Annotated in this window: 24 protein-coding genes; 16 read left to right on the forward strand and 8 right to left on the reverse strand. The window is 70.5% G+C overall.

The genetic code is table 11. The features are described 5' to 3' along the window. Window positions 1-28: 28 nt before the first annotated feature. A complete protein-coding gene (locus ACO2TI_RS15205; RefSeq protein WP_423285576.1) occupies window positions 29-1,084 on the reverse strand; it encodes a hypothetical protein in 1,056 nt (351 codons plus the stop codon). A gap of 363 nt (window positions 1,085-1,447) precedes the next feature. On the opposite strand from ACO2TI_RS15205, the gene ACO2TI_RS15210 reads away from it, so the two are divergent. Genes ACO2TI_RS15210 through ACO2TI_RS15235 form a run of 6 tightly spaced genes read left to right on the forward strand, consistent with a single transcriptional unit; the run spans window position 1,448 to window position 9,303 of the window. Further along, the gene (locus ACO2TI_RS15210) at window positions 1,448-2,584 is read left to right on the forward strand and encodes an EscU/YscU/HrcU family type III secretion system export apparatus switch protein (RefSeq protein WP_423285578.1); all 1,137 of its coding nucleotides are present in this window, start codon (window positions 1,448-1,450) and stop codon (window positions 2,582-2,584) included. A 17-nt stretch (window positions 2,585-2,601) separates the two neighbouring features. After that, window positions 2,602-4,701, forward strand: coding sequence for a flagellar biosynthesis protein FlhA (gene flhA, locus ACO2TI_RS15215; protein ID WP_423285579.1), 2,100 nt, complete (start codon window positions 2,602-2,604; stop codon window positions 4,699-4,701). Then, window positions 4,698-6,242, forward strand: coding sequence for a flagellar biosynthesis protein FlhF (gene flhF, locus ACO2TI_RS15220; RefSeq protein WP_423285581.1), 1,545 nt, complete (start codon window positions 4,698-4,700; stop codon window positions 6,240-6,242). Before flhA ends, flhF begins: the two co-directional genes overlap by 4 nt. Window positions 6,243-6,264: 22 nt before the next feature. Further along, window positions 6,265-7,161, forward strand: a complete 897-nt coding sequence (locus ACO2TI_RS15225) for a MinD/ParA family ATP-binding protein (protein ID WP_423285583.1) — start codon at window positions 6,265-6,267, stop codon at window positions 7,159-7,161. Between the two features lie 40 nt (window positions 7,162-7,201). After that, window positions 7,202-7,915 (forward strand): RNA polymerase sigma factor FliA, encoded by a 714-nt coding sequence (locus tag ACO2TI_RS15230; protein WP_423285585.1) that lies wholly within the window; start codon window positions 7,202-7,204, stop codon window positions 7,913-7,915. A gap of 32 nt (window positions 7,916-7,947) precedes the next feature. Further along, on the forward strand, window positions 7,948-9,303 hold the full coding sequence (locus ACO2TI_RS15235; protein ID WP_423285587.1) for a methyl-accepting chemotaxis protein: 1,356 nt from the start codon (window positions 7,948-7,950) through the stop codon (window positions 9,301-9,303). Between the two features lie 9 nt (window positions 9,304-9,312). On the opposite strand, the gene ACO2TI_RS15240 is transcribed toward ACO2TI_RS15235, so the two are convergent. The 4 genes from ACO2TI_RS15240 to flgA all read right to left on the reverse strand — a co-directional run bounded on the left by ACO2TI_RS15240 (window position 9,313) and on the right by flgA (window position 11,410). Continuing rightward, window positions 9,313-9,585, reverse strand: coding sequence for a hypothetical protein (locus ACO2TI_RS15240; RefSeq protein WP_423285589.1), 273 nt, complete (start codon window positions 9,583-9,585; stop codon window positions 9,313-9,315). 103 nt (window positions 9,586-9,688) lie between these two features. After that, window positions 9,689-10,093 (reverse strand): hypothetical protein, encoded by a 405-nt coding sequence (locus ACO2TI_RS15245; protein WP_423285591.1) that lies wholly within the window; start codon window positions 10,091-10,093, stop codon window positions 9,689-9,691. Beyond that, a complete protein-coding gene (gene flgM, locus ACO2TI_RS15250; RefSeq protein ID WP_423285592.1) occupies window positions 10,093-10,416 on the reverse strand; it encodes a flagellar biosynthesis anti-sigma factor FlgM in 324 nt (107 codons plus the stop codon). Before flgM ends, ACO2TI_RS15245 begins: the two co-directional genes overlap by 1 nt. Before the next feature lie 139 nt (window positions 10,417-10,555). Continuing rightward, the gene (gene flgA, locus ACO2TI_RS15255) at window positions 10,556-11,410 is read right to left on the reverse strand and encodes a flagellar basal body P-ring formation chaperone FlgA (protein WP_423285594.1); all 855 of its coding nucleotides are present in this window, start codon (window positions 11,408-11,410) and stop codon (window positions 10,556-10,558) included. A 177-nt stretch (window positions 11,411-11,587) separates the two neighbouring features. On the opposite strand from flgA, the gene flgB reads away from it, so the two are divergent. The 5 genes from flgB (at window position 11,588) to flgF (ending at window position 15,311) form a co-directional block, all read left to right on the forward strand. Next, window positions 11,588-11,992, forward strand: a complete 405-nt coding sequence (gene flgB, locus ACO2TI_RS15260) for a flagellar basal body rod protein FlgB (protein WP_423285596.1) — start codon at window positions 11,588-11,590, stop codon at window positions 11,990-11,992. Between the two features lie 11 nt (window positions 11,993-12,003). After that, complete coding sequence (gene flgC, locus ACO2TI_RS15265; RefSeq protein WP_423285598.1) at window positions 12,004-12,408, forward strand: flagellar basal body rod protein FlgC; 405 nt, start codon at window positions 12,004-12,006, stop codon at window positions 12,406-12,408. A 108-nt stretch (window positions 12,409-12,516) separates the two neighbouring features. Continuing rightward, complete coding sequence (locus tag ACO2TI_RS15270; RefSeq protein WP_423285600.1) at window positions 12,517-13,173, forward strand: flagellar hook assembly protein FlgD; 657 nt, start codon at window positions 12,517-12,519, stop codon at window positions 13,171-13,173. A 31-nt stretch (window positions 13,174-13,204) separates the two neighbouring features. Then, window positions 13,205-14,470: a flagellar hook protein FlgE gene (flgE, locus tag ACO2TI_RS15275; protein ID WP_423285602.1), complete on the forward strand. Its 1,266-nt coding sequence runs from the start codon at window positions 13,205-13,207 to the stop codon at window positions 14,468-14,470. A gap of 115 nt (window positions 14,471-14,585) precedes the next feature. Beyond that, the gene (gene flgF, locus ACO2TI_RS15280; protein WP_423285603.1) at window positions 14,586-15,311 is read left to right on the forward strand and encodes a flagellar basal-body rod protein FlgF; all 726 of its coding nucleotides are present in this window, start codon (window positions 14,586-14,588) and stop codon (window positions 15,309-15,311) included. Between the two features lie 148 nt (window positions 15,312-15,459). On the opposite strand, the gene ACO2TI_RS15285 is transcribed toward flgF, so the two are convergent. The 3 genes from ACO2TI_RS15285 to ACO2TI_RS15295 form a co-directional block, all read right to left on the reverse strand. Continuing rightward, window positions 15,460-15,840, reverse strand: a complete 381-nt coding sequence (locus ACO2TI_RS15285; protein ID WP_423285605.1) for a tautomerase family protein — start codon at window positions 15,838-15,840, stop codon at window positions 15,460-15,462. A gap of 118 nt (window positions 15,841-15,958) precedes the next feature. After that, entirely contained in the window at window positions 15,959-16,276 is a 318-nt protein-coding gene (locus ACO2TI_RS15290) for an addiction module antidote protein (RefSeq protein WP_423285607.1), read from the reverse strand. Between the two features lie 23 nt (window positions 16,277-16,299). Next, the gene (locus tag ACO2TI_RS15295) at window positions 16,300-16,587 is read right to left on the reverse strand and encodes a type II toxin-antitoxin system RelE/ParE family toxin (RefSeq protein WP_423285609.1); all 288 of its coding nucleotides are present in this window, start codon (window positions 16,585-16,587) and stop codon (window positions 16,300-16,302) included. 174 nt (window positions 16,588-16,761) lie between these two features. Between ACO2TI_RS15295 and flgG the strand changes: the two genes are divergently transcribed. The 5 genes from flgG to flgK all read left to right on the forward strand — a co-directional run bounded on the left by flgG (window position 16,762) and on the right by flgK (window position 22,294). Continuing rightward, entirely contained in the window at window positions 16,762-17,544 is a 783-nt protein-coding gene (gene flgG / locus ACO2TI_RS15300; RefSeq protein WP_423285611.1) for a flagellar basal-body rod protein FlgG, read from the forward strand. Window positions 17,545-17,558: 14 nt separating this feature from the next. Next, window positions 17,559-18,233 (forward strand): flagellar basal body L-ring protein FlgH, encoded by a 675-nt coding sequence (locus ACO2TI_RS15305; RefSeq protein WP_423285612.1) that lies wholly within the window; start codon window positions 17,559-17,561, stop codon window positions 18,231-18,233. Window positions 18,234-18,298: 65 nt separating this feature from the next. Beyond that, on the forward strand, window positions 18,299-19,453 hold the full coding sequence (locus ACO2TI_RS15310; RefSeq protein ID WP_423285614.1) for a flagellar basal body P-ring protein FlgI: 1,155 nt from the start codon (window positions 18,299-18,301) through the stop codon (window positions 19,451-19,453). Continuing rightward, on the forward strand, window positions 19,453-20,331 hold the full coding sequence (gene flgJ / locus ACO2TI_RS15315) for a flagellar assembly peptidoglycan hydrolase FlgJ (protein ID WP_423285616.1): 879 nt from the start codon (window positions 19,453-19,455) through the stop codon (window positions 20,329-20,331). Before ACO2TI_RS15310 ends, flgJ begins: the two co-directional genes overlap by 1 nt. A 16-nt stretch (window positions 20,332-20,347) precedes the next feature. Beyond that, window positions 20,348-22,294, forward strand: coding sequence for a flagellar hook-associated protein FlgK (gene flgK / locus ACO2TI_RS15320; protein WP_423285617.1), 1,947 nt, complete (start codon window positions 20,348-20,350; stop codon window positions 22,292-22,294). The last annotated feature ends 79 nt before the right edge of the window (window positions 22,295-22,373 follow it).

Below are 22,373 nucleotides of genomic sequence, written 5' to 3' on the forward strand. Positions count from 1 at the left end.
TCTTCCAGGGCCGGCCGCAGGGCGGGCCCTACACGAGTTCCACCCGCTCGGTCGTCTCGTAGACCAGAAAGCGCAGCGCGGCGGCGCCGCCGCCGATGCCGTCCGCCGGCGCTGCAGCCTGCGCGACGAGCCGGTTCTTCGCGAAGTAGCTGTGCGGGCCGTAGAGCCACCAGTCGACGCCGCGCTGCGTCGGCGCGCGGCCGCAGCCATGTGCGATGCGATGCGCGGTGCGCCAGTCGGCGGTGACCAGGCCGCGAAAGCGCCGCGCCAGTGCCAGCGAGCGTCCGTGCGGACCATTCGGACCATGCGCCAGGCGCCCCGCGGCGTGCGCGGGCGCGTCGCCGGCGGCGCGGCATTGCGCGAGCAGCGCGCCGTGGCGCTCGAACGGCCGCTCGATGGCGTGCGCATAGCGCGTGTAGACCAGGGTCGGGCGCAGGCGCCGGCCGATGCGGCGAAAGGTCGCCTCGTCGAAGCGCGGCGGTGCACCGCCGTGCCGCGCGCCATGGATCACCGTCAGCACCTGCGGGTTGTGGCGCACGACGACGCGCGCCAGGCGCATCAGCGCCTCCAGCTTCGCGGCCACGTCGTCGGTGGCGGCGCGCTGCCACGCGCCGCGGTGCGCCAGCGGCGCCAGCATGCCGGCGGCGATGGGCTCGAACACCTCGGGCAGGGTCTCCAGCGCTCGCAGCAGCACCGCGCCTTCATCGCCGCGTTCGGCCGCCGCATGCAGGTAGGCCATGAAGCGCGCGTCCTCGAGCGGGCCGAGCAGGTGCTGCTCGGCAAGGATGGCCTGCGGCCGCAGCGCTTCGGCCAGCGCCGCGAGGATGCGCGGGCCGTCGGACAGGTCGTCGCCGTCGCCGACCCAGATCAGGTGGTTGGGCGGCTGGGGCGAGACGTGGCGGTAGAGATCGGCGGCGTCGATCGCCGGGCAGCGGTGGGCGTGGATGCGCCGGGCCGGCTGCGGCGGCGGGCCGTGTTGCCGGCCCGGTGCGGCGGTGGTCGGGTTGTGCGGCGTGCGCAGGCGCTGGCTCAGGACTTCGAGGGCGATGCGGGCGAGCGCATTGGCGTCGCGGGGGGGCGGCATGAGGTGGGCTTCGTTCCTCGGTGTGCCGGGGCATTCTTGGTTGGGGGTGGGGAGGGGCCAATCGATGGGGGGCTGAGGGGAGGGGGACTGGATTCCTGTTTGGGGGTGGGCTGTGATGCCGTCCTGCTTGAGGCTGGAGCTGCCCCTGCGGGGCGAAATCCCGGCATCGAGCCTCGCAGAGACAGCACGCCGCCAAGCACGCCGCCAAGCACGCCACTAAGGCACGCCGCCAAGCACGCCGCTGCGCCGTGGCCTCTTCCACGGAGATAAGCAGCCCTCCACGCCCGCTTATCTCGCTCAAGTTTCCCGGCCCCCCCGGAAGAATCCCGTTCAACTGGAAACAACAACGGGCATTCCGTCACCATGGCCGATCAGGACGCGCAAGACCGCAACCTGCCCGCCTCGCAGCGCAAGCTCAAGAAGGCGCGCGAGGACGGCCAGGTCGCGCGTTCGCGCGATCTCGGGCATTTCGCCGCGATCGCGCTTGCGCTGGCCGGCCTGGTCGTCTGGCTGCCCAATGCCGCGCGCTCGCTGCAGGCCACGCTGGCGGCGTCGCTGCGCTTCGATTCGAAGCTGGTTGCCGAGCCGGCCGCGATGGGCGAGCGACTGGGCGCGCTGACGCTGGAGTTCCTGGCCCTGGTGCTGCCGGTCGGCGCGGTGTTCGTGCTGGTCGGCGTGGCCGCGGGCCTGGCGCTGGGCGGCTGGAACTGGACCTTCAAGCCGCTGTTTCCCAAGTTCGGCAAGCTCAACCCGATCACCGGCCTGCCGGGCCTGATCTCCAAGGACAAGCTGGTCGACACGCTGCGCGCCTGCGGCCTGGCGCTGCTGCTGATGGTGGTGGGCGGCGTCTACCTCGCCGGCCACCTGCAGGGCTTTGCCTCGCTGCTGTCGCTGCCGCTGCCGGCCGCGCTCGGGCAGGCCTCGAACGACGTGCTGGGTGGCCTCGCCTTGCTGCTGGTGACGCTGGCCGTGTTCGCCGCGATCGACGTGCCGCTGCAGCGCTTCATGCACGCCAAGCGCCTGAAGATGAGCCACCAGGAGGCCAAACAGGAGCACAAGGAGGTCGAGGGCAACCAGGAGGTCAAGGGCAAGATGAAGGCGCGCATGCGCGAGTTCGCCAAGCGCCGCATGCTCGCCGCCGTGCCCAAGGCCGACCTGGTCGTGATGAACCCGACCCACTACGCGGTCGCGCTGAAGTACGACGAAGGCTCGATGGGCGCGCCGCGCGTGGTCGCCAAGGGTGCCGACCTGCTGGCGATGCGCATCCGCGACCTCGCCAAGGAATCGAAGGTGCCCGTGCTGCAGGCGCCGCCGCTGGCGCGCGCGCTGTATGCGCACGCCGAGCTCGACCGCGAGATCCCGATGGCGCTGTACGCCGCCGTCGCGCAGGTGCTGGCCTATGTCTACCAGCTGCGCGCCGCGATGGCCGGGCGCGCGCCGATGCCGGGCGAGCTGCCCGTGCTGCCGGTGCCGCGCGAGCTCGATCCGCACAACGCCTGAACGACTGACCGACGCCCATGAACCCGCTCGTCGCCAAGCTGCAGGCCGCCCTCGGCCCCAACGCCCGCCTGCTCCAGGGGCTGGCCGCGCCGCTGCTCGTGATCGTCGTGCTGGCGATGATGGTGCTGCCGCTGCCGGCCTTTGCGCTGGACCTGCTGTTCACCTTCAACATCGCGACCGCGCTGATGGTGATGATGGTCGCGGCCTACATGGTGCGACCGCTCGACTTCGCGGCCTTCCCGGCGGTGCTGCTGCTGACCACGCTGATGCGCCTGTCGCTCAACGTGGCCTCGACGCGCGTCGTGCTGCTCGAGGGCCACACCGGCCCGGGCGCGGCCGGCCAGGTGATCGAGAGCTTCGGCCACTTCCTGATCGGCGGCAACTTCGCGGTCGGCCTGATCGTGTTCGCGATCCTCGTGGTCATCAACTTCATGGTGGTGACCAAGGGCTCGGAGCGCATCGCCGAAGTCAGCGCGCGCTTCACGCTCGATGCGATGCCCGGCAAGCAGATGGCGATCGACGCCGATCTCAACGCCGGCCTGATCGACGAGAAGGAGGCCAAGCGCCGCCGCCGCGAGGTGGGCGAGGAGGCCGAGTTCTTCGGCTCGATGGACGGCGCGAGCAAGTTCGTGCGCGGCGACGCCATCGCCGGCATCCTGATTCTGTTCATCAACATCGTCGGCGGCTTCGTGATCGGCGTCGCGCAGCACGACCTCACGGTCTCGCAGGCGGCCAACAACTACGTGCTGCTCGCGGTCGGCGACGCGCTGGTCGCGCAGATCCCGGGCCTGTTGATCTCGGTCGCCGCGGCGATGGTGGTCTCGCGCGTCGGCAAGGAGCAGGACGTCGGCCAGCAGATCATGGGCCAGATGTTCAAGACCGCGAAGTCGGTCGCGATCACCGCCGGCGTGATCACGCTGCTGGGCGTGATCCCGGGCATGCCGCACGTCGTGTTCCTGCTGCTCGGCGGCCTGCTCGGCTGGCTGGCCTGGTGGATGCACCAGCGCGAAAAGAAGGCGGCGGCCAAGCCGGCGATCGAGCCCAAGCCCCTGGTCGACCCGAACGCCGAGGCGAGCTGGGACGACCTGCAGCCGGTGGACACGCTGGGCCTGGAGGTCGGCTACCGGCTCATCACGCTCGTGGACAAGGAGCGCGGCGGCGACCTGCTCGCGCGCATCAAGGGCGTGCGCAAGAAGTTCGCGCAGGACGTCGGCTTCCTGCCGCCGGCCGTGCACATCCGCGACAACCTCGAGCTGCGCCCGAGTGTGTACAGGCTCACTCTGCGCGGCGCGGTGATCGGCGAGGGCGAGGCCTTCCCCGGCCTGTTCCTCGCGATCAACCCGGGCCATGCGCAGACCGCGCTGCCCGGCACCAGGACCACCGATCCCGCGTTCGGACTGCCGGCGACATGGATCGAGGAGCGCCAGCGCGAAGCGGCGCAAATGGCCGGCTACACGGTCGTTGATTGCTCGACCGTGGTGGCGACCCACCTCTCACACTTGATGCAAGTGAATGCAGCCAAGCTGCTGGGCCGCGTGGAAACGCAGCAGCTGGTCGAGCATGTGACGAAGTTGGCACCCAAGCTGATCGAAGACGTGGTCCCCAAGATGGTTCCGATCGCCTCGCTGCAGAAAATCCTCCAGCTGCTGCTGGAAGAAGGAGTGCACATCCGCGACATGCGTTCGGTGATCGAGGCGCTGGCCGAGCATGCGGGCGCGACGCCGGCCCTGGCCAACGACCCCGCCGAACTGGCGCGTCGCACGCGCATCGCGCTGGCGCCGTCCATCGTGCAGCAGATCTACGGCCCGGTGAAGGAACTCGACGTGATCGCGATCGAGCCCGAGCTCGAGCGCCTGCTCGCGCAAGCGCTCACCTCGCACAACGGCCCGGTGCTCGATCCGGGCGTCGCCGACACGCTGACCCGCTCGGCCGCCGACGCCGCCAAGCGCCAGGAAGACCTCGGCCATCCCGCCTGCCTGCTGGTGCCCGATGCGATCCGCGTGCAGATCGCCCGTTTGCTCAAGCGTGCAGCTCCGCGGCTGCGCGTGCTCGCTCACAGCGAGATCCCTGATACCCATTCGATCCGCATTGGATCCGTCATCGGAGCCGCCGCATGAACGTTCAACGCTTTACCGGCCGTACCTCGCGCGACGCGATGGTGAAGATGCGCCAGGCCTTGGGCGACGACGCGGTCGTGCTCAGCACCAAGCCCTGCGCCGAAGGCATCGAGATGCTGGCGATGGCGCCGGGCGCGCTCGCCGCGGTCGAGCGCAGCATGGCGCAGCCGCCGGCTCAGCCGGCCGCGGCGCCTGCCAAGTCCGCCAAGCTGGCCAGCAAGCTGCCGCCTCCGGCGCAGGCCGAAGTGGAAGAAGACGTCGCCCAGCTCGCGATGAGCACGCTGTCGTTCCAGGACTACGTGCGCGAGCGCATGCTGAAAAAGCGCGAGGCCGCGCTGCGCGAAGCGCCAGCTGCGCCCGCGCGCCGCGCCGAGCCGCCCGCCGAACCGCAGCGCGCGCCGATCGCGCGCACCGACGATGGCGTGCGCGAGCCGATGTTCGCCGATGACGAACTGAGCTACGCGCGTCCGACCCCGGCCGCCGCGCGCCGCGCCGAGGCGTCTCCCGCGCCGCGCCGCGAGGCGCCGGTGCTGCGCGAAGAGCTGGCCTGGCGTGACGAGCCCGCCTACGCGGCGCCCGCGCCGGCGCAGCCCGACCCGGCGATGATGAACGAGCTGCGCGCGATGAAGGGGCTGATCGAGGAGCGCTTCGGCGCCCTGGCCTTCATGGAGAAGCTGCAGCGCCAGCCCGCGCAGGCGCGCCTGACGCAAAAGCTGCTCGACTGCGGTTTCTCGACCGCGCTGATCCGCAAGCTCGTCGACGGCCTGCCGCAAGACAGTGCCGACGAGCTGGCCTGGGCGGCCGGCGTGCTGGAGCGCAACCTCGCGACCGGCGAGAACGAATCGGCGATCGAGGACCAAGGCGGCGTGTTCGCGATGATCGGCTCGACCGGCGTCGGCAAGACCACCTCGACCGCCAAGCTGGCCGCGGCGTTCGCCACCAAGCACGGCGCGGCCAACCTCGGACTGGTCACGCTCGACGCCTACCGCCTCGGTGCGCACGAGCAGCTGCGCGCCTACGGCCGCATCCTCGGCGTGCCGGTGCACACCGCGCACGACCGCACCGCGCTCGAGGACCTGCTCGACCTGCTGTCGGCCAAGAAGCTGGTGCTGATCGACACCGCCGGCGTCGCGCAGCGCGACAGCCGCACCAAGGATCTGCTCGAGATGCTGTCGCACCGCTCGATCAACAAGCTGCTGGTGGTCAATGCCGCCGCGCAGGGCGAGACGATCGAGGACGTGATGATTTCCTACCGCGCCGCGACCTGCCGCGGCATCGTGCTCAGCAAGCTCGACGAGGCCGTGAAGCTGGCACCGGCGGTCGACGCGCTGATCCGCCACAAGCTCAAGGTCGTCGGCGTCGCCAACGGCCAGCGCGTGCCGGAAGACTGGCATCGCCTGAGCGCGCAGGCGCTGGTGCACCGCGCGCTGCGTGGCGGCGGCAGCGCCGCCTACCGCTACGACACGAGCGAGATGAACCTCGTGTTCGCCGCGCCGCTGCCCGCCAACGCTGCCCGCGGCGCGCGCCGCACCACGGCCTGATTTGCGCGAGGACCGCCAAGCCATGCGCCACGACGTTGCCCCCGCCATCGACAGCTGGTTCGACATGCTCGACGACGTGCCCGCCGTGAAGGCTCGCCGCGACGCCGGCACGTCGAGCCGGCCCGCGCCGCTCGACCAGGCCGCCGGCCTGCGACGCATGTTCACGACCCACACGCTGCGCTTCGTGCCGGTGGTGGCCAATCCGCACCTCGCCTTCGGCGGCGCGCTGCTCGAACGCCTGGTGACCTGCTACGCCGGCATGGGCCTGCGTACGCTGATCGTCGATGCCGGCGAGAACGCGCGCACGCCCGGCGAGCTGGTCGCGCTCGACCTCGCCGAAGGCATCGAACGGCTCGATGGGCAAGTGGCCTACCTCGCCGCGCGCGGCCTGCCGCTGCGCTACGTGGACGCGAGCGGCTCGACCGACGGCTTCCTGGATGCGATCGCGCAGGCGGCGCCCCAGACCGACGTGGTGCTGCTGCATGCCGGCGCCTCCGACCTCGTGCGCCTGCTGGTGCGCCGCGCGCGCGAACTGCAGGCCGACGCGCTGCGCCCGGTCGTGATGGCCGATGCGCGGCCGGAAAGCATCACGCACGCCTATGCGGCGATCAAGCTGTTCGCCAGCCGCGGACAGCTGATGGCGCACGACCTGCTGCTGGCCTGCGCGCCCGACGCGCCGGCGAGCGCGCAGATCGCCGAGCGCCTGGCGCGCTGCGCCGATGACTTTCTCGGCGCCGTGCAGCACGACTGCGTGGCCGTCGATCCCGCCGAGGCTGCGACCGAGCGCCCCGGCACCGCCTTGCTGCGCCTGGCGCGCGAACAGCTCGCCGCCGCGCTGCCGATGGGCATCGGCGACAGCGTGTTCGGCGCGCTGGACATGCTGCCGCCCGAGCGCGGCACGCCGCGCGCCCATCGCTGAACGAACAACGAAGCACAAGCGAAACCCGCCTGGAGCCGCCATGTACACCGCCACCGGCCGACTCGATGCGAACACCACGCTGAAGCAATTCAGTCCGCTGGTGCGACGCCTCGCGCACCAGATGATCGCCAAGCTGCCCGCCAACGTCGAGCTCGACGACCTGATCCAGGTCGGCATGATCGGCCTGGCCGACGCGGCGACGCGCTTCGACGCCGCGCAGGGCGTGCAGTTCGAGACCTTCGCGACGCAGCGCATCCGCGGTGCGATGCTCGACGAGCTGCGCGGCAGCGACTGGATGAGCCGCGGCACGCGCCGCCAGCAGCGCGAGATCGAGGCCGCGGTGCACAAGCTCGAGCAGCAGCTCGGCCGCGCGCCGCAGGAAAGCGAGATCGCCAAGGCCATGGGCCTCACGCTCGCCGACTACCAGGAACTGCTCACCAAGGTGCGCGGCACGCAACTGGTCTACCTGGAAGACATGAGCGGCGACGACGGCGATGCCGACTACCTCGACCGCCATGTCGCCGACGCCGACGAGAACCCGTTCGCGCAGCTGCAGGACCGCCGCATGCGCGAGGCCCTGGTCGAGGCGATCAAGACCTTGCCCGAGCGCGAGCAGTACGTGATGAGCATGTACTACGAGCACGACATGAACCTCAAGGAGATCGCCGCGGTGCTGGGCGTCACCGAGAGCCGCGTGTGCCAGCTGCACAGCCAGTGCATCGCGCGCCTGCGCGTGAAGCTGCGCGACTGGTAAGGACAACAGGAACAACGGCAGGAGCAGTACCGATGTTCTCGGCCTTCGCGAAGAAGCATTCCCCGAACACCCCGCCCAGCACCGAACCCGCCGCCGCCGCGCCCGACCTGCATCAGGCCGTGCAGTCGATCGCGCGCCAGGCCTCGCGCCTGGGCAAGGATGCCGCCGAGGTGCGCGGCCTGATCGACGACAGCGCCCAGGTCAGCCAGCGCGAGGCGCAGGCGCTGCAGGCGCTGGCGCAGCAGGTGCACGAGGTGCAGCGTGCGCAAGACGGCATCGCGGCGCGCACCGGCGCCAGCCGCGACGCGGTGGAGCGCGCGCGCGGCGCGGTCGAGCAGATCGGCGACGAGGTCGGCGCGATCGTCGACACGCTGCGCGAGGTGGCCGGCGCGGCCCAGCAGATCACGCAGATCGCGCTGCAGACGCGGCTGGTGGCCTTCAACGCCAGCGTCGAGGCCAAGCGCGCCGGCGAGGCGGGCCGCGGCTTCGCGGTCGTGGCCGACGCGGTCAAGGACCTGTCGGCGCGCGTGGAAACCTCGTCCAAGGACATCATGCGCACCGTTGGTGCGCTCGACGAGCGCATCGCCGCGCTCGCCAAGGAGATCCGCACCCAGCCCGGCGCGCAGCGCGAACAGCAAGGCGGCTTCCACCGCGCGCTCGCCGAGGTGCAGGACGGCGTGGGCGAGATCGCCGCGGCGGCCGAGCAAAGCCGCGGCATCTGCGCGGGCCTGAACGACAGCATGCGCTCGATCGAGCGCGAGATGCAGCAGGCGCTCAAGACCTTGGGCGTGGCGACCACGCGCAGCGAGTCCTTCCTGAAGGTCAGCGAGGAGCTGATCGAGATCGTGGCCGACTGCGGCATCGATACCGAGGACAGCCCCTACATCCGCGGCGCGCAGCAGGCCGCCGCGCAGATCTCGATGCTGCTGGAGGACGCGGTGCGCACCGGCACGATCTCGCAGGCGCAACTGTTCGACGAGCAGTACCGCCCGATCGAGGGCAGCAGCCCGCAGCAGCACACGACCGCGTTCAATGCCTTGACCGACCGGCTGTTCCCGCAGGTGCAGGAAAAGCTGCTACAGCTCAGCTCGAAGGTCGTGTTCTGCATCGCGGTCGACCGCAACGGCTACGTGTCGACGCACAACCGCCGCTACTGCCAGCCGCAGCGCGCCGGCGACACCGCGTGGAACACCGCCAACAGCCGCTGGCGGCGCGTCTTCGCCGACCGCACCGGCCTGGCTTCGGCGCGCAACACCAAGCCGTTCCTGCTGCAGACCTACCGCCGCGACATGGGCGGCGGCAACTTCGTGCTGATGAAGGAAGCCTCGGCGCCGATCGTCGTCAACGGGCGGCACTGGGGCGGGGTGAGGCTGGCGTTCCAGTTCTGAGGGCCGCGCTCAGCGCCGCCCGACGGCCCCCAGCCAGTCGCAGCGCAGCCGCCCGCTGACGGCCAGGCGCCGACGCAGCGCGCCATAGAGATCGGGCGCGAGCCAGCCGGCCAGGCACAGGGGCATCAGCCACAGCGCGTCGAGCAGCAGCAGCGCCGGCAGCGCCGCCCAGCTCAGCACCCAGGCGGTGATCACCAGGTGGCAGACCTCGGATTCGAAGGGGTGGTCGCGTTCGTGGGCGACATGCCAGCGGTGAAGCCGGCCAAGCTGCTGCAGAGTCATCTGGACCTCCCCCCGACAGGGCGCGTGCAGGAGCACGCGACGAGGCCAGTGTAAGTTTCGAGTAAGCGCAGGGAAAGGGGCACGCAGCCCCTTTTTTGCGTGCTCAGGCGACCGTCAGGCCGCCGCTGGCGGGGCGGGCGCAGGCGCCGGCCGCGGTGTAGCCGGAGGCGGCGCGCGGGATCAGCGATTCGATCGCGCGGTCGAGCGCCGCGGTGGCGCGCGCGAGGGTGTCGCGCTGCGCGGCGACCTGGCCGCTGGCGCGCACCAGGCGCTGGCGCAGCGGCGGCGGCACGTGGCCGTGGCGCGAGGCGGCCTGGAAGCCGTCGAGCGCCTGGGCGAGCGCGCGCTGCAGCTCGTTGGCGCAGTTCTCGATCGCGCGGATGTCGTTGTCGAGCAGGGCTTGCGCGAGCGCGGCCAGGCGCTGCTCGATCGCGCCGATCTGCGCGTCGAGCGCTTGCGTCTGCTCGGCGTCGAGCATGCGCGGCGCGGCGAAGCTGGACGGGCCCATCAGCGCAAGCCGGTGCGCGCGACGCTGTCGAGCACTTCCTGGGCGTTGGCGATCAGCTTGTCGGCGATCGCCTCGGCGTCGGGCTTGAACGTGCCGTCGGCGATCTGCTGCTGGATGCGCGCGACCTTGGCGGCGTCGAAGTCGGCCGTCGAGGCACCGGCCAGCAGGCTGGCGGCGGTGCTCGAGATCTGCACCGTCGAGCCGGGCGCGGCGTTCGCGCCGGCCTGGCTCGCCGCCTTGCCGGCGGCGGCGCCGGCCTCGGCGTTGGCTCGTGCCAGCGCGGCGGCGTCGGCGGCCGGGGAGGAATGGGGTCCGATCTTCATGATCACGGGCTCCGGTGGCCCGCGGCCTGGAGGGCGCGCGGGAGATTCGTCATGCAAGCGCTATCGGCGCCGCGCGACGGGACTTGAGCGGGAATTTTGTAACTGCAGTTGTAGCAGTAGCGCAGCAGGAAGGCTCGGATCACAGTCGCACCTCCACGCGTCGTTCGGACACGGCCACGCCGCTGACGATGCGCCCGGTCTCGGTGCGCACGCGTACGAGGTTGCCGTCCAGCCCGGCCGACAGGGCCTGGCCCTCGCCGTGCACTTCGAAGCCGCGCCCGAGCGCGACCAGCTTGACCGTCTCGCCGGCGGCGAACCACTGGCGCGCGCGCAGGTCGGCCTGGCGCAGCGGCTGGCCGGGCGCGACGGCGCGCGCCAGCGTGCGGCCGGCGGCGGCATCCAGTTCGGTCAGCGCCGCGCTCGCGGCAGCGGCGAGGTCGATCTCGGCGCTGCGCACATCGGCCTCGTTGAGTTCGGCGCCGGCGTCCAGCGGCCGCACGGCCACGAGTGCCGGGCCGAAGACCTTCACGGTGACCGGCAGGTAGACGTTCCATCGCACCGGGCCCTGCGCGCAGCGCAGCCCGACGCGGCTCTTGCCCCAGGCACGAAAGCCGGCGGGCAGGTAGGGCTCGACGCGCTCGCACGGCGCGAGCTTCAGGCGCGGGTCCAGCGAACCGGTCTCTATCTCCACGCGCGTGACGGCCGCGCCGGCCAGCGTGCCGAGCTGCTGCTCGACCAGCTCGCGCGCCTGCGCGGCGACATCGGCTTGTTCCTCGCCGCGCGCGATGCCGACCGCCAGCACCGCGGCGATCAGCCCGCCGATCCACGGCGTGGCGCGCACCCAGCGCGCGCGGCGCGGCGTGGGCGCCTGTGCGGCGGACGAACGCGTCGCGGCCGGCGCGCGCACGACGGCGCGCGCAGCGGCGGGGTGGCTGCGCGGACGCAGCGGCAGCGTCAGCTGGCCGTGCGCGGTGCGCTTGGGGGGACGGTTCATCACGCCGTCACTTTAGGGCGCGGCCCGCGCGGCTCAGGGCCGGAAATGCGCGCGGACTGCCCTGCTATTCCCGCTAATGTTTTGGTAACCAGCCGCAAACAATGCCCTTCATCCGCCCGCAAGGGCCTGGCGTTCGCGCCGGGCGTCCGCCGCGGCGACCCGATCGAAAGGCACGCGATGCTGGACAAGCTGACGAACTCGCTGGACTTCCAGACCCAGGCCCTGGTGCTGCGGTCCGAGCGCCAGCGCCTGATCGCGAGCAACATCGCCAACGCCGACACGCCCGGCTACGTGGCGCGCGACATGGACTTCGCCAGTGCGCTGCGCGAGGCCACCGGCGCGCAGCAGCCGGCCGATGCGATGGCCGCCACGCAGCGCGGCCACATCGCGCCGCCCGCGGGCGCGCGCGCCGAAGCCAACCTCAAGTACGCGCTGCAAAGCCAGACCAGCCTCGACCGCAACACGGTCGACATGGACCGCGAGCGCGCCAGCTTCGCCGACAACGCGGTGCATTACGAGGCCACGCTGCGCTTCATCAACAGCAGCGTGAAGACGCTCACCAGCGCCATCACCGGCCAGTAAGGAGGGCAGCGATGTCGATGCTCAACATCTTCAATGTCAGCGGCAGCGCGGTCAGCGCGCAAAGCCAGCGGCTCAACGTCGTGGCCTCGAACCTGGCCAACGCGGACACCGTGGCCGGCCCCGACGGCAAGGCCTACAAGGCGCGCCAGGTCGTGTTCCAGACGGTGCTGATGGGCGAGCAGGGCGCGGCCGGCGTGCAGGTCGCCCAGGTGCAGGAAGACACCACCGAGGGCCGGCGCGTGCACGACCCCAAGAACCCCGCGGCCGACGCCGACGGCTACGTGACCTACAGCAACGTCAACGCGGTGGAGGAGATGGTCAACATGATCTCGGCCTCGCGCTCGTACCAGAACAACGTCGAGGTCATGACGACCGCGAAGAGCCTGCTGCAGAAGACCCTGCAGCTCGGCAACTGAGATGTCCTCCCCCACGCTCGCTTCGCTTGCTGCCCCCCGAGGGGGCGCGCCGGCCGCTTGGGAGCGGCCCTGCGCTGCCGGCGTCGTTCTTTCCCCTGAGAGCAAGTCATGAGCACCTCCGGCGTCAACAACGACAGCGGCCTCGCCGCGCTGGCCGCGCAGACGGCCAGCCAGTCCACCAAGAAGGAAGACGCCTCCGAGCGCTTCCTCAAGCTCCTGGTCACGCAGATGCAGAACCAGGATCCGCTGAACCCGATGGACAACGCCCAGGTCACGAGCCAGATGGCGCAGATCAGCACCGTGACCGGCATCGACAAGCTCAACGACTCGGTCACCGCGCTGGGCGCGCAGATGGTCTCGCAGCAGGCGCTGCAAGGCGCCGCGCTGATCGGGCGCACCGTGCTGCTCGAGGGCAACAAGCTGCACCTCAACGACGAGCGCGTCGCCGCCGCCGGCTTCGAGCTGAGCTCGGCGGCCGACAGCGTGAAGATCGAGGTGCTCTCGCCCGCGGGCCGCGTGATCGACACGATCGACCTCGGCGCGCAGCCGGCCGGGCGCGGCGGCTTCGAGTGGAAGCCGGCCGCGAACGTGAGCACCGACGGCGCCACGTTCCGCGTCGTCGCCAAGAGCGGGGCAACCACGCTGTCGGCCACGCCGCTGACCGCCGACCTCGTCAACGCCGTGTCCACCGGCGGCGACGGCCTCACGCTGGAGCTGCTGTTCGGCGGCCCGGTGGCCTACAACAAGATCAAGGCGTTCTCCTGAACGCGACGTTCTCCTTCAAGAAGGAATCACCATGAGCTTCCAGCAAGGTCTGTCCGGTCTGAACGCCTCGAGCAAGAACCTCGAGGTCATCGGCAACAACGTCGCCAACGCGAACACCTTCGGCTTCAAGAACTCGCGCGCCGAGTTCGCCGACGTCTACGCCAACGCGATGAACGGCGCCGGCTCCAACAACATCGGCATCGGCGTCACGCTCGCCAAGGTGGGCCAGCAGTTCACGCAGGGCAACATCACCACCACCGAGAACTCGATGGACCTGGCGATCAACGGCTCGGGCTTCTTCCAGGTGAGCGACGGCAAGAACCCGACGATGTACACCCGCAACGGCCAGTTCAAGATCGACCGCGACGGCTTCATCGTCAACAACCAGGCGCAAAAGCTCCTGGGCTACCGCGCCGACGGCCAGGGCGTGATCCAGCCCGGCCAGGCGGCGCCGATCCAGCTGCCGACCGCCGGCATCAACCCGCAGGCCACCGCCAACATCGGCATCGAGATGAACCTCGACGCGCGCGCCGCGGTGACGCTGCCCGCCGCCGGCGACCGCATCGACTTCGACGACCCGACCACCTACAACAACGCGACCTCGGTCACCGTCTACGACGCCAAGGGCCAGGATGTCGCGCTGACCTACTACTTCCAGAAGGCCGGCACCGACCAGTGGAATGTCTATGTCGCGGTCAACGGCGACCCGATCGCCACCGACGCGAGCGGCGTGCCGACGCCCCTGACCACGCTGCAGTTCCCCAGCAACGGCAGCAACCCGACCTCGCCGGCCACCGCGATCAACCTCGACATCCCGGCCAGCGTGCGCCCGGGCGGCGGCGACACGCTGCCGATCACCGGCATCCAGCTCGACCTCACCAACGCGACGCAGTACGGCGCCGGCTTCGGCGTCACCGACCTCTCGCAAGACGGCTACGCGCCGGGTCAGCTCTCCGGCATCACGATCGAGGCCAACGGCATCGTGATGGCGCGCTACAGCAATGGCCAGTCCAAGCCGGCCGGCCAGGTCGAGGTGGCCAACTTCCGCAACCCGCAGGGCCTGCAGCCGATGGGCGGCAATGCCTGGTCGGCGACCTTCACCTCGGGCGACCCGGTGGTGGGCGCGCCGGGCGACGGCAACTTCGGTGTGCTGCAAAGCGGCGCACTCGAGGAGAGCAACGTCGACCTGACCGGCGAGCTGGTCAACATGATCACCGCGCAGCGCGTCTACCAGGCGAATGCGCAGACGATCAAGACCGTCGACTCGATCATGCAGACGCTCGTGAACCTGCGCTGATGTCGGCCCCCACTCGCCTGCGGCTCGTCGCCCCCCGAGGGGGCTGGCGCCGCGGCTTGGGGCGGCCCGGCGCCGCGGCGCTCGCGCCCCACCTGCACTGAACGGAGCTTGTGCGATGGACCGCATGATCTACCTGTCGATGTCCGGCGCGAAGGCGACGATGCAGCGCCAGGACACGCTGGCCAACAACCTCGCCAACGCGACGACGACCGGCTTTCGCGCCGAGCTGCAGGCGTTTCGCGCCGTGCCGGTGCGCGGCGACGGCGCGACGACGCGCGCCTATGCGCTCGAGACCACCACCGGCTACGACGCGAGCGCCGGCCAGGTCAGCGCCACCGGGCGCAACCTCGACGTCGCGATGAAGGGCAATGCCTGGCTCGCGGTGCAGGGGCTCGACGGCACCGAGGCCTACACGCGCTTCGGCTCGCTCGACATCGACGCGCAAGGCCAGCTCGTCACGACCAACGGACTCACCGTGCTCGGCGACGGCGGCCCGATCCAGGTGCCGCCCGACACCGTGCCCAGCATCGCGCCGGACGGCACGGTCAGCGTGCGCCAGCAAAACGGCACCACCACGCCGATCGGCCGCCTCAAGCTCGTGACGCCCGAGGCGCCGCTTCAGCGAGGCGCCGACGGCCTGTTCCGCGCCGCCGACGGCGACCTGCCGGCCGATGCGAATGCGCGCGTGCAAGACGGCGCGCTCGAAGGCTCGAACGTCAACGCGGTCGAGGCGATGATCTCGATGATCTCGGCCGCGCGCCAGTTCGAGGCGCAGATGAAGATGATCCAGACCGCGCAAAGCGACGAACAGGCGGCGGCAAAGCTGTTGTCGGCGAACTGATCCTCGGCGATGTGCCGGGCGTGATCGGCGCCTCCCGACCAACCCGCAAGGCCCAGGAAGCGGCATCCGGCATCGTTCTTGCGGATCACCTCGATCTTGCAGGAACCGAGGGGCGGGGGCGCTTGCTCGCGAGGACCGAGGCTGCGCCTCAGGCGTGCGGCACCCGCCCGCCGGCCGGTGACCAGTTCTCCCAGGCCACGTCCTGGAAGCACACCATCAGGTTCTCGGGATCGAAGCCCGCGGCCTCGAGTCGCTCGACGAGCGTGGCGAGGATCTGCTTCTTCACCTTCACGCTGCGGCCGGCGCCGAGCAGGATCTCGACCAGCACGAAGTCGTCGGTGCGGCGCGTGCGCACGTCGGGAAAGACGGCATCGAAGCGGAAGTCGTCGGCATCGAGTTCGAGCACGCGCTGGAAGCGGTCGTTCGGATTCACGCCCGCGCCGACCAGCGCGGCGTGCACGGCGTCGAGGACCATGGTCTTGAAGGCCGGCGTCTTGGGGCGGCGCAGGGTCAGGGTCACGATGGGCATGGGGGCCTCATGAGAAGGGGAGGTTCTGCGCCACGCGCCACAGCACGCAAAGCGCTTTGACAGCGCGAAGTCGCGCGCGGGTACGAAGGCCCCGATCTCGACGGTGGCGAGGTTCGTCTCAAGCCGCCGTCGCGTGAAGCTGCAGACCGAGCGCGCGCGCCACTTTCAAGACGGTCGCGAAGCTCGGGTTGCCGTTCTCGCCCAGCGCCTTGTAGAGACTTTCGCGACTCAGGCCGGTCTCGCGCGCCACCTGCGACATGCCTCTGGCTCGCGCGATGTCGCCCAGGGCCCGCGCGATGCCGGCAGCATCATCGGGTGCTTCCACGAGCCAGGCATCCAGGTAGGCGGCCATCTCTTCGGGCGTGCGCAACTGCTGTGCGACGTCGTACTCGACGGTTCGAGTCCTGGGACTGGCGGTGCCGGCCGTACGGGTCATCGGAATGCTCCTGTTCAGTCTGTCTAGAGATGCCGGGCCAGCGCCAGCGCTTGTGCAATGTCGCGCTGTTGCGAAGCCTTGTCCCCGCCTGCGAGCAGGATGATCAGCGCCTGGCCGCGCTGCGTGTAGTAAACGCGATAGCCGGGGCCCACATCGATCTTCAATTCGCACACGCCTTCGGTCAGTCGGCGGTGTTGGCCGGGATTGCCGTGAACCAGCCGGTCGACGCGCACCTGAATGCGTGCGCGTCCCGCTCGGTCTGGCAGTTCGTCGATCCAGTCACGGTACGCCTCGGTCATCCGGACGCGCATGGCACTGTGTATCCTTTGGGCTACACAGTCAAGTGTGCCGCTCCTGGGCACCCAGGCTTGATGGATCCCTGCGCAGCGCTTGCAACTGGCGGGCGTTGCTGCCGCTTATCCGCGGCTGCCGGGCCTCAAGTTCGTCCGAACATCGCCGGCAACTACCGCCCAAGGACCTTGGCCATGATGCGTTCGCTGTGGATCTCGAAGACCGGCATGGAGGCCCAGCAGACCCAGCTGGACCACATCTCGAACAACCTCGCCAACAGCGCGACCAACGGCTACAAGCGCTCGCACGCGGTGTTCGAGGACCTGATGTACCAGAACCTGCGGCAAGCCGGCGCCAACAGCTCCGAGCAGACGCAGCTGCCCACCGGCCTGCAGGTCGGGCTGGGCACGCGCGCGGTCGCGACCTCGCGCCAGTTCAGCCAGGGCAACCTGCAGCAGACCACGAACACGCTGGACGTGGCGATCAAGGGCCAGGGCTTCTTCCAGATCCAGATGCCCGACGGCACCACCGGCTACACGCGCGACGGCTCGTTCCAGACCGACGCCAACGGCCAGCTCGTCACCAACAACGGCTACGTCGTGCAGCCCGGCATCACGATCCCGGCCAATGCGCAAAGCGTCACGATCGCCGCCGACGGCACGGTCAGCGTCGCGCTGCCGGGCCAGGCCGCCGCGCAGCAGGTCGGCCAGCTCCAGCTGGCCACTTTCGTCAATCCGGCCGGCCTCGAGCCGCGCGGCCAGAACCTCTACGCCGAGACGGCCGCCTCGGGCACACCGAACGCCGGCGCGCCCGGCGACAACGGCACCGGTTCGCTGGCCCAGGGTTTCGTCGAGACCAGCAACGTCAACGTGGTCGAGGAGCTGATCACGATGATCCAGACCCAGCGCGCCTACGAGCTCAACTCGAAGGCGATCCAGACTTCGGACCAGATGCTGCAGCGGCTCGGCCAGCTGTGAGCGGGAGACGCGCGATGAACTCGCTGCTTCGCTTCACGTCGATCGCGATGGCTGCGGCTGCGCTCGCCGCCTGCGGAACGCTGTCGCCCCAGGTCGACGTCGGCGACACGCAGCCGGTGCGCCCGGTCGCGATGCCCGCCCCGGCGGTGAACAACGGCTCGATCTTCCAGGGCGCCAGCTACCGCCCGCTGTTCGAGGACCACCGCGCGCGCCTGGTCGGCGACACGATCACGATTGCGATCGTCGAGAAGGTGCAGGCCAGCCAGAAGTCGACCAGCTCGGTCGACAAGTCCGGCAGCGTCGACGCCAGCATCACCGCGATGCCCTTCTTCAAGTCCAGCGCCTTCAGCCGCGGCAGCGCCGCCGGCAGCTCGACCAACAGCTTCGAAGGCAAGGGCACGACCGAAAGCGCCAACACCTTCAGCGGCACGATCACCGCGACCGTGGTCGAGGTGCTGCCCAACGGCCACCTGCTGATCGCCGGCGAGAAGCAGATCGGCGTGCACGAGCACGTGGACGTGCTCAAGTTCACGGGCCAGGTCGATCCGCGCACCATCCAGCCGGGCAACCAGGTCGCCTCGGCGCAGATCGCCAACGTGCGCATCCAGCAGCGCGGCCGCGGCGCGCAGGCCGAGGCGCAGCAAATAGGCTGGCTGGGCCGCTTCTTTTTGAACGTTCTGCCCCTGTAAAGAAAAGAAAAATGGTGTCGACAGGGGCGTCGTCCGTGACGCCTCGCCGCCGGATCGACACCGCGATGAACGACCTCCCCGAGCCCTTGCCCGATGCCCCGCCGCCCGCGCTGCGGTGGCTCATCGCGCTGGCCTGGCTGATCGCCAGCGCCGCTGTGTGGTGGCCCGCGACGGCGGACGCCGCGCGGCTCAAGGAAGTGGCCGCGGTGGCCGGCGTGCGCAGCAACCAGCTGGTCGGCTACGGCCTCGTCGTCGGCCTCGACGGCACCGGCGACCAGACCACCCAGACCCCGTTCACGACCCAAAGCCTGTCGGCCATGCTGCAGCAGCTGGGCATCACGGTGCCGGCCGGCACCAGCGTGCAGCTGCGCAACGTCGCCGCGGTGATGGTCACCGCGACGCTGCCGCCTTTCGCGCAGCCGGGCCAGCCGATCGACGTGGTGGTGTCGTCGATGGGCAACGCCAAGAGCCTGCGCGGCGGCACCCTGGTCGCAACGCCGCTCAAGGGCGCCGACGGTCAGATCTACGCGATGGCGCAGGGCAACCTGATCGTCGGAGGCGCCGGCGCCTCCGCCGGCGGCTCGAAGGTGCAGGTCAACACGCTCAATGCCGGGCGCATTCCGGCCGGCGCGACGGTCGAACGCGGCGTGCCGACGCCGCTGGCGCAAGGCGACAGCATCCAGCTCGACCTCAACGCGGCCGACTACTCCACCGCGCGCACGGTGGCCCAGGCCATCAACGCGAAGATGGGCGAGGGCAGCGCCTACGCGCTCGACGGACGCAGCGTGCGCGTGCGCATGCCGGCCGACCCGAACGCGCGCGTGAGCTTCCTGGCCGAGATCGAGAACCTGCCGATCGCGCTCGCCGCGCCGGCCGCCAAGGTCGTGATCAACGCGCGCACCGGCTCGGTGGTCGTGAACCAGGCGGTCACGCTGGGCGCCTGCGCGGTCGCGCACGGCTCGCTGAGCGTGACGATCAGCAACGAGCCGGTGATCAGCCAGCCCGGCCCGCTCTCCAACGGCCAGACGGTGGTCGCCAACCGCGCCGACATCTCGGTCAAGCAGCAGGCCGGCTCCCTGGTGCAGTTGCCCGCGGGCACGCAGCTCACCGACGTCGTCAAGGCGCTCAACTCGCTGGGCGCGACGCCGCAGGAGCTGCTCGCGATCCTGCAGGCCATCAAGTCGGCCGGCGCATTGAATGCCGAGCTGGAAGTGATCTGATGGCGGCGCTTTCCTCCATCCCGGCCGGCAGCTCGATCGAGGCGCTGCGCGGCACCGCGGCCAAGGATCCGAAGGCGGCCATCCAGGCCACCGCGAAGCAGTTCGAGTCGCTCTTCATGCAGGAGCTGATGAAGAGCATGCGCGCGAGCACGATGCAAAGCGGCCTGCTCGACAACAACGCGACCGCGATGGGCACCGAGATGCTCGACCAGCAGTTCGCGACCAAGCTCTCCGGCATGCCGGGCGGGCTGGCGGCGCAGATCGCCCGCCAGCTCGAGCGTCAGCTCGGCGGCGCGGCCGAAGCGGCCGCGAAGGGCAGCACATCCGCCACCGCTGCCGGCGCCGCGACGCCGCGCAACCTGCCGCGCATCGCGCACGGCGGCGGCGCACAGGGCTTCGTGAGCCAGCACCGCGAGGCCGCGCAGTCGGCCGCGCAGGCCACCGGCATTCCGGCCGATTTCATCCTCGCGCAGGCGGCGCTCGAAAGCGGCTGGGGCCGCCGCGAGATCCGCACCGCCGAGGGCGGCAACTCGCACAACGTGTTCGGCATCAAGGCCGGCGCCAACTGGCGCGGCAAGACCACCGAGGTCACGACGACCGAGTACATCGGCGGCCAGCCGCGCAAGGTCAAGCAGACCTTCCGTGCCTACGACTCCTACGGCGAGGCTTACGCCGACTACGCCAGGCTGCTCAAGGACAACCCGCGCTACGCCAAGGTGATCGAGCAAGGCGGCAGCGCGCACGGCTTCGCGGCCAACCTGCAGCGCGCCGGCTATGCCACCGACCCGGCCTACGCCAGCAAGCTGTCGCGCGTGATCGAGACCACGCAGCGTCTCGCGCGCGCCGCCAATGCCTCGCCGAATGCGGCGCAGGCCTGATCGAGGAAGCTGACCCATGTCCGGCCTGATGTCCCTCGGCACCCGTGCGATGTTCGCGAGCTACGCGGCCTTGCAGACCACGGGCAACAACATCGCCAACGCCAACACGCCCGGCTACTCGCGCCAGCAGGTCGATCTCGCGACGGCGGGCGGACAGTTCACCGGCGCCGGCTTCTTCGGCAAGGGCGTCAACGTCGAGACCGTCTCGCGCGTCGCCGACGCCTTCCTGACCAAGGAGTCGCAGCTCGCCGCCTCGCAGGCCGCCGGCGCGCTCACCAAGCTCGAGCAACTGCAGCGCCTGGAGAAGGTGTTCGCCTCGGGCGAGAACGGCATCGGCTTTGCGGCCGGCAACCTGCTCAACGCCTTCACCGACGTCGCCAACAAGCCCACCGACACCTCGGCGCGCCAGGTCGTGCTGGCGCGCGCCGAGGAGCTGGCCTCGCGCTTTCGCTCGGCCAACGAGCAGATCGACAGCCTGCAGGCGGGCGTCGTGTCGGACATGAAGAACTCGGTCGCCACCGTCAACGCGCTGGCGCAGAAGGTCGCGCAGATCAACCAGCAGATCGCGGCGGTGCAGGGCATCGGCCACGTGCCCAACGACCTGCTCGACCAGCGCGACCAGCTCGTCACCGAGATCAACCAGTACATCCAGGTCACGACCATCCCGGCCGACGACGGCACGCTGGGCCTGTTCATCGGCGGCGGCCAGCGGCTGGTGCTGTCGAACCAGGCGCTGCAGCTGGCGGTCGTGCCCGACGAGTTCGACCCCGCGCGCGTGCAGCTCGCGCTGAAGGAGTCCGGCGGCACGCGCATCGTGCCGGCCGATCAGATCGCCGGCGGCTCGATCTCGGCGCTGATGTCGTTCCAGAACGAAGACCTGGCCGATGCGCGTACCCTGGTCGGCCAGCTCGCCAGCGCGATCGCCGGGCGCCTCAACCAGCAGCAGGCGCTGGGCCTGGACCTGCGCCAGCCGGCCGGCGCGGGCGCGCCGATCTTCTCGCTCGGCGCGCCGCGCGTGCTGCCCGCGCAGAACAACAGCGCCGCGGCGCTGAACTCGGTGTCGATCACCATCAGCGACGCCACCCAGCTGCAGGCAAGCGACTACGAGCTCAAGGGCGATCCGTCGACGCCCGGCCAGTACATCCTCACGCGCCTGTCCGACGGCACGACGCGCACCGTGGTGCCGGGCGACACCGTCGACGGTTTCACGATCGGCGTCGGCATCCCGGCGCCCGGTGCCAACGACCGCTACCTGCTGCAGCCCGTGGCCATGGCCGCGAGCAGCATGCAGCGCGTGCTCGACGATCCCAAGGGCATCGCCGCCGCGTCGGCCGTCTCGGCCACCGTCGGCGCGGCCAACACCGGCACCGCGACGGTCGGCTCGCTGCGCACCGTGAGCGCGTCGCTGGACCCGACGCTGACCGCGGCGATCAGCTTCACCGACAACAGCGGCAACTACAGCTGGAGCCTCACCGATGCCGGCGGCACGGTGGTCGGCAGCGGCACCGGCAGCTGGTCGGCCGGCACGCCGATCGCGCTCAACGGCTTCGAGCTCAGCCTCAACGGCGTGCCGCGCTCGGGCGACACGATCCAGGTCGCGGCGACCCAGTTCCCCGAGGCCAACAACGGCAACGCGCTGGCGCTGCTCGACCTGCGCGACGAGGGCCTCGTCGGCCGCCAGATCCTCGGCAGCGGCGCCGTCGTGCCGGGCGAGACGATCACCGACGCCTATGCGCGCGCGATGGCCGATGTCGGCGTGCGCGTGCAAGGCGCCAATGCCGCCAGCAAGATCTCCACCGCGGTCGCCGAGAACGCCAAGGAAGTGCTGACCAGCAAGGTCGGCGTGAACCTCGACGAGGAAGCCGCGCGGTTGATCCAGTACCAGCAGGGCTACCAGGCCGCGGCCAAGGTTCTTCAAGTGGCACAGACCATCTTCGACACCCTTCTCCAGGCTGCTGCATGACGACGACCCCCACGCTCACTTTGTTCGCTGCCCCCCGCGGGGGCTGGCCGGCCTTGGGGCGGCCCGGCGGCCGGCCGGG

Origin of the sequence: Caldimonas sp. KR1-144 (assembly GCF_049446155.1) — a bacterium.
Taxonomy (GTDB): Bacteria; Pseudomonadota; Gammaproteobacteria; order Burkholderiales; family Burkholderiaceae_C; genus Rivibacter.

Coding starts and splice junctions, on each gene's coding strand:
- flhA (WP_423285579.1), top strand. CDS start 2,602: ATGAACCCGCTCGTCGCCAAGCTGCAGGCCGCCCTCGGCCCCAACGCC.
- ACO2TI_RS15310 (WP_423285614.1), top strand. CDS start 18,299: ATGAACGACCTCCCCGAGCCCTTGCCCGATGCCCCGCCGCCCGCGCTG.
- ACO2TI_RS15290 (WP_423285607.1), bottom strand. CDS start 16,276: ATGACCCGTACGGCCGGCACCGCCAGTCCCAGGACTCGAACCGTCGAG.
- flgA (WP_423285594.1), bottom strand. CDS start 11,410: ATGAACCGTCCCCCCAAGCGCACCGCGCACGGCCAGCTGACGCTGCCG.
- flgG (WP_423285611.1), top strand. CDS start 16,762: ATGATGCGTTCGCTGTGGATCTCGAAGACCGGCATGGAGGCCCAGCAG.
- ACO2TI_RS15225 (WP_423285583.1), top strand. CDS start 6,265: ATGCGCCACGACGTTGCCCCCGCCATCGACAGCTGGTTCGACATGCTC.
- flgB (WP_423285596.1), top strand. CDS start 11,588: ATGCTGGACAAGCTGACGAACTCGCTGGACTTCCAGACCCAGGCCCTG.
- ACO2TI_RS15205 (WP_423285576.1), bottom strand. CDS start 1,084: ATGCCGCCCCCCCGCGACGCCAATGCGCTCGCCCGCATCGCCCTCGAA.
- flgE (WP_423285602.1), top strand. CDS start 13,205: ATGAGCTTCCAGCAAGGTCTGTCCGGTCTGAACGCCTCGAGCAAGAAC.
- ACO2TI_RS15295 (WP_423285609.1), bottom strand. CDS start 16,587: ATGCGCGTCCGGATGACCGAGGCGTACCGTGACTGGATCGACGAACTG.
- ACO2TI_RS15285 (WP_423285605.1), bottom strand. CDS start 15,840: ATGCCCATCGTGACCCTGACCCTGCGCCGCCCCAAGACGCCGGCCTTC.
- ACO2TI_RS15235 (WP_423285587.1), top strand. CDS start 7,948: ATGTTCTCGGCCTTCGCGAAGAAGCATTCCCCGAACACCCCGCCCAGC.
- ACO2TI_RS15210 (WP_423285578.1), top strand. CDS start 1,448: ATGGCCGATCAGGACGCGCAAGACCGCAACCTGCCCGCCTCGCAGCGC.
- ACO2TI_RS15305 (WP_423285612.1), top strand. CDS start 17,559: ATGAACTCGCTGCTTCGCTTCACGTCGATCGCGATGGCTGCGGCTGCG.
- flgC (WP_423285598.1), top strand. CDS start 12,004: ATGTCGATGCTCAACATCTTCAATGTCAGCGGCAGCGCGGTCAGCGCG.
- ACO2TI_RS15240 (WP_423285589.1), bottom strand. CDS start 9,585: ATGACTCTGCAGCAGCTTGGCCGGCTTCACCGCTGGCATGTCGCCCAC.
- ACO2TI_RS15270 (WP_423285600.1), top strand. CDS start 12,517: ATGAGCACCTCCGGCGTCAACAACGACAGCGGCCTCGCCGCGCTGGCC.
- flgJ (WP_423285616.1), top strand. CDS start 19,453: ATGGCGGCGCTTTCCTCCATCCCGGCCGGCAGCTCGATCGAGGCGCTG.
- flgF (WP_423285603.1), top strand. CDS start 14,586: ATGGACCGCATGATCTACCTGTCGATGTCCGGCGCGAAGGCGACGATG.
- flgK (WP_423285617.1), top strand. CDS start 20,348: ATGTCCGGCCTGATGTCCCTCGGCACCCGTGCGATGTTCGCGAGCTAC.
- ACO2TI_RS15245 (WP_423285591.1), bottom strand. CDS start 10,093: ATGGGCCCGTCCAGCTTCGCCGCGCCGCGCATGCTCGACGCCGAGCAG.
- ACO2TI_RS15230 (WP_423285585.1), top strand. CDS start 7,202: ATGTACACCGCCACCGGCCGACTCGATGCGAACACCACGCTGAAGCAA.
- flgM (WP_423285592.1), bottom strand. CDS start 10,416: ATGAAGATCGGACCCCATTCCTCCCCGGCCGCCGACGCCGCCGCGCTG.
- flhF (WP_423285581.1), top strand. CDS start 4,698: ATGAACGTTCAACGCTTTACCGGCCGTACCTCGCGCGACGCGATGGTG.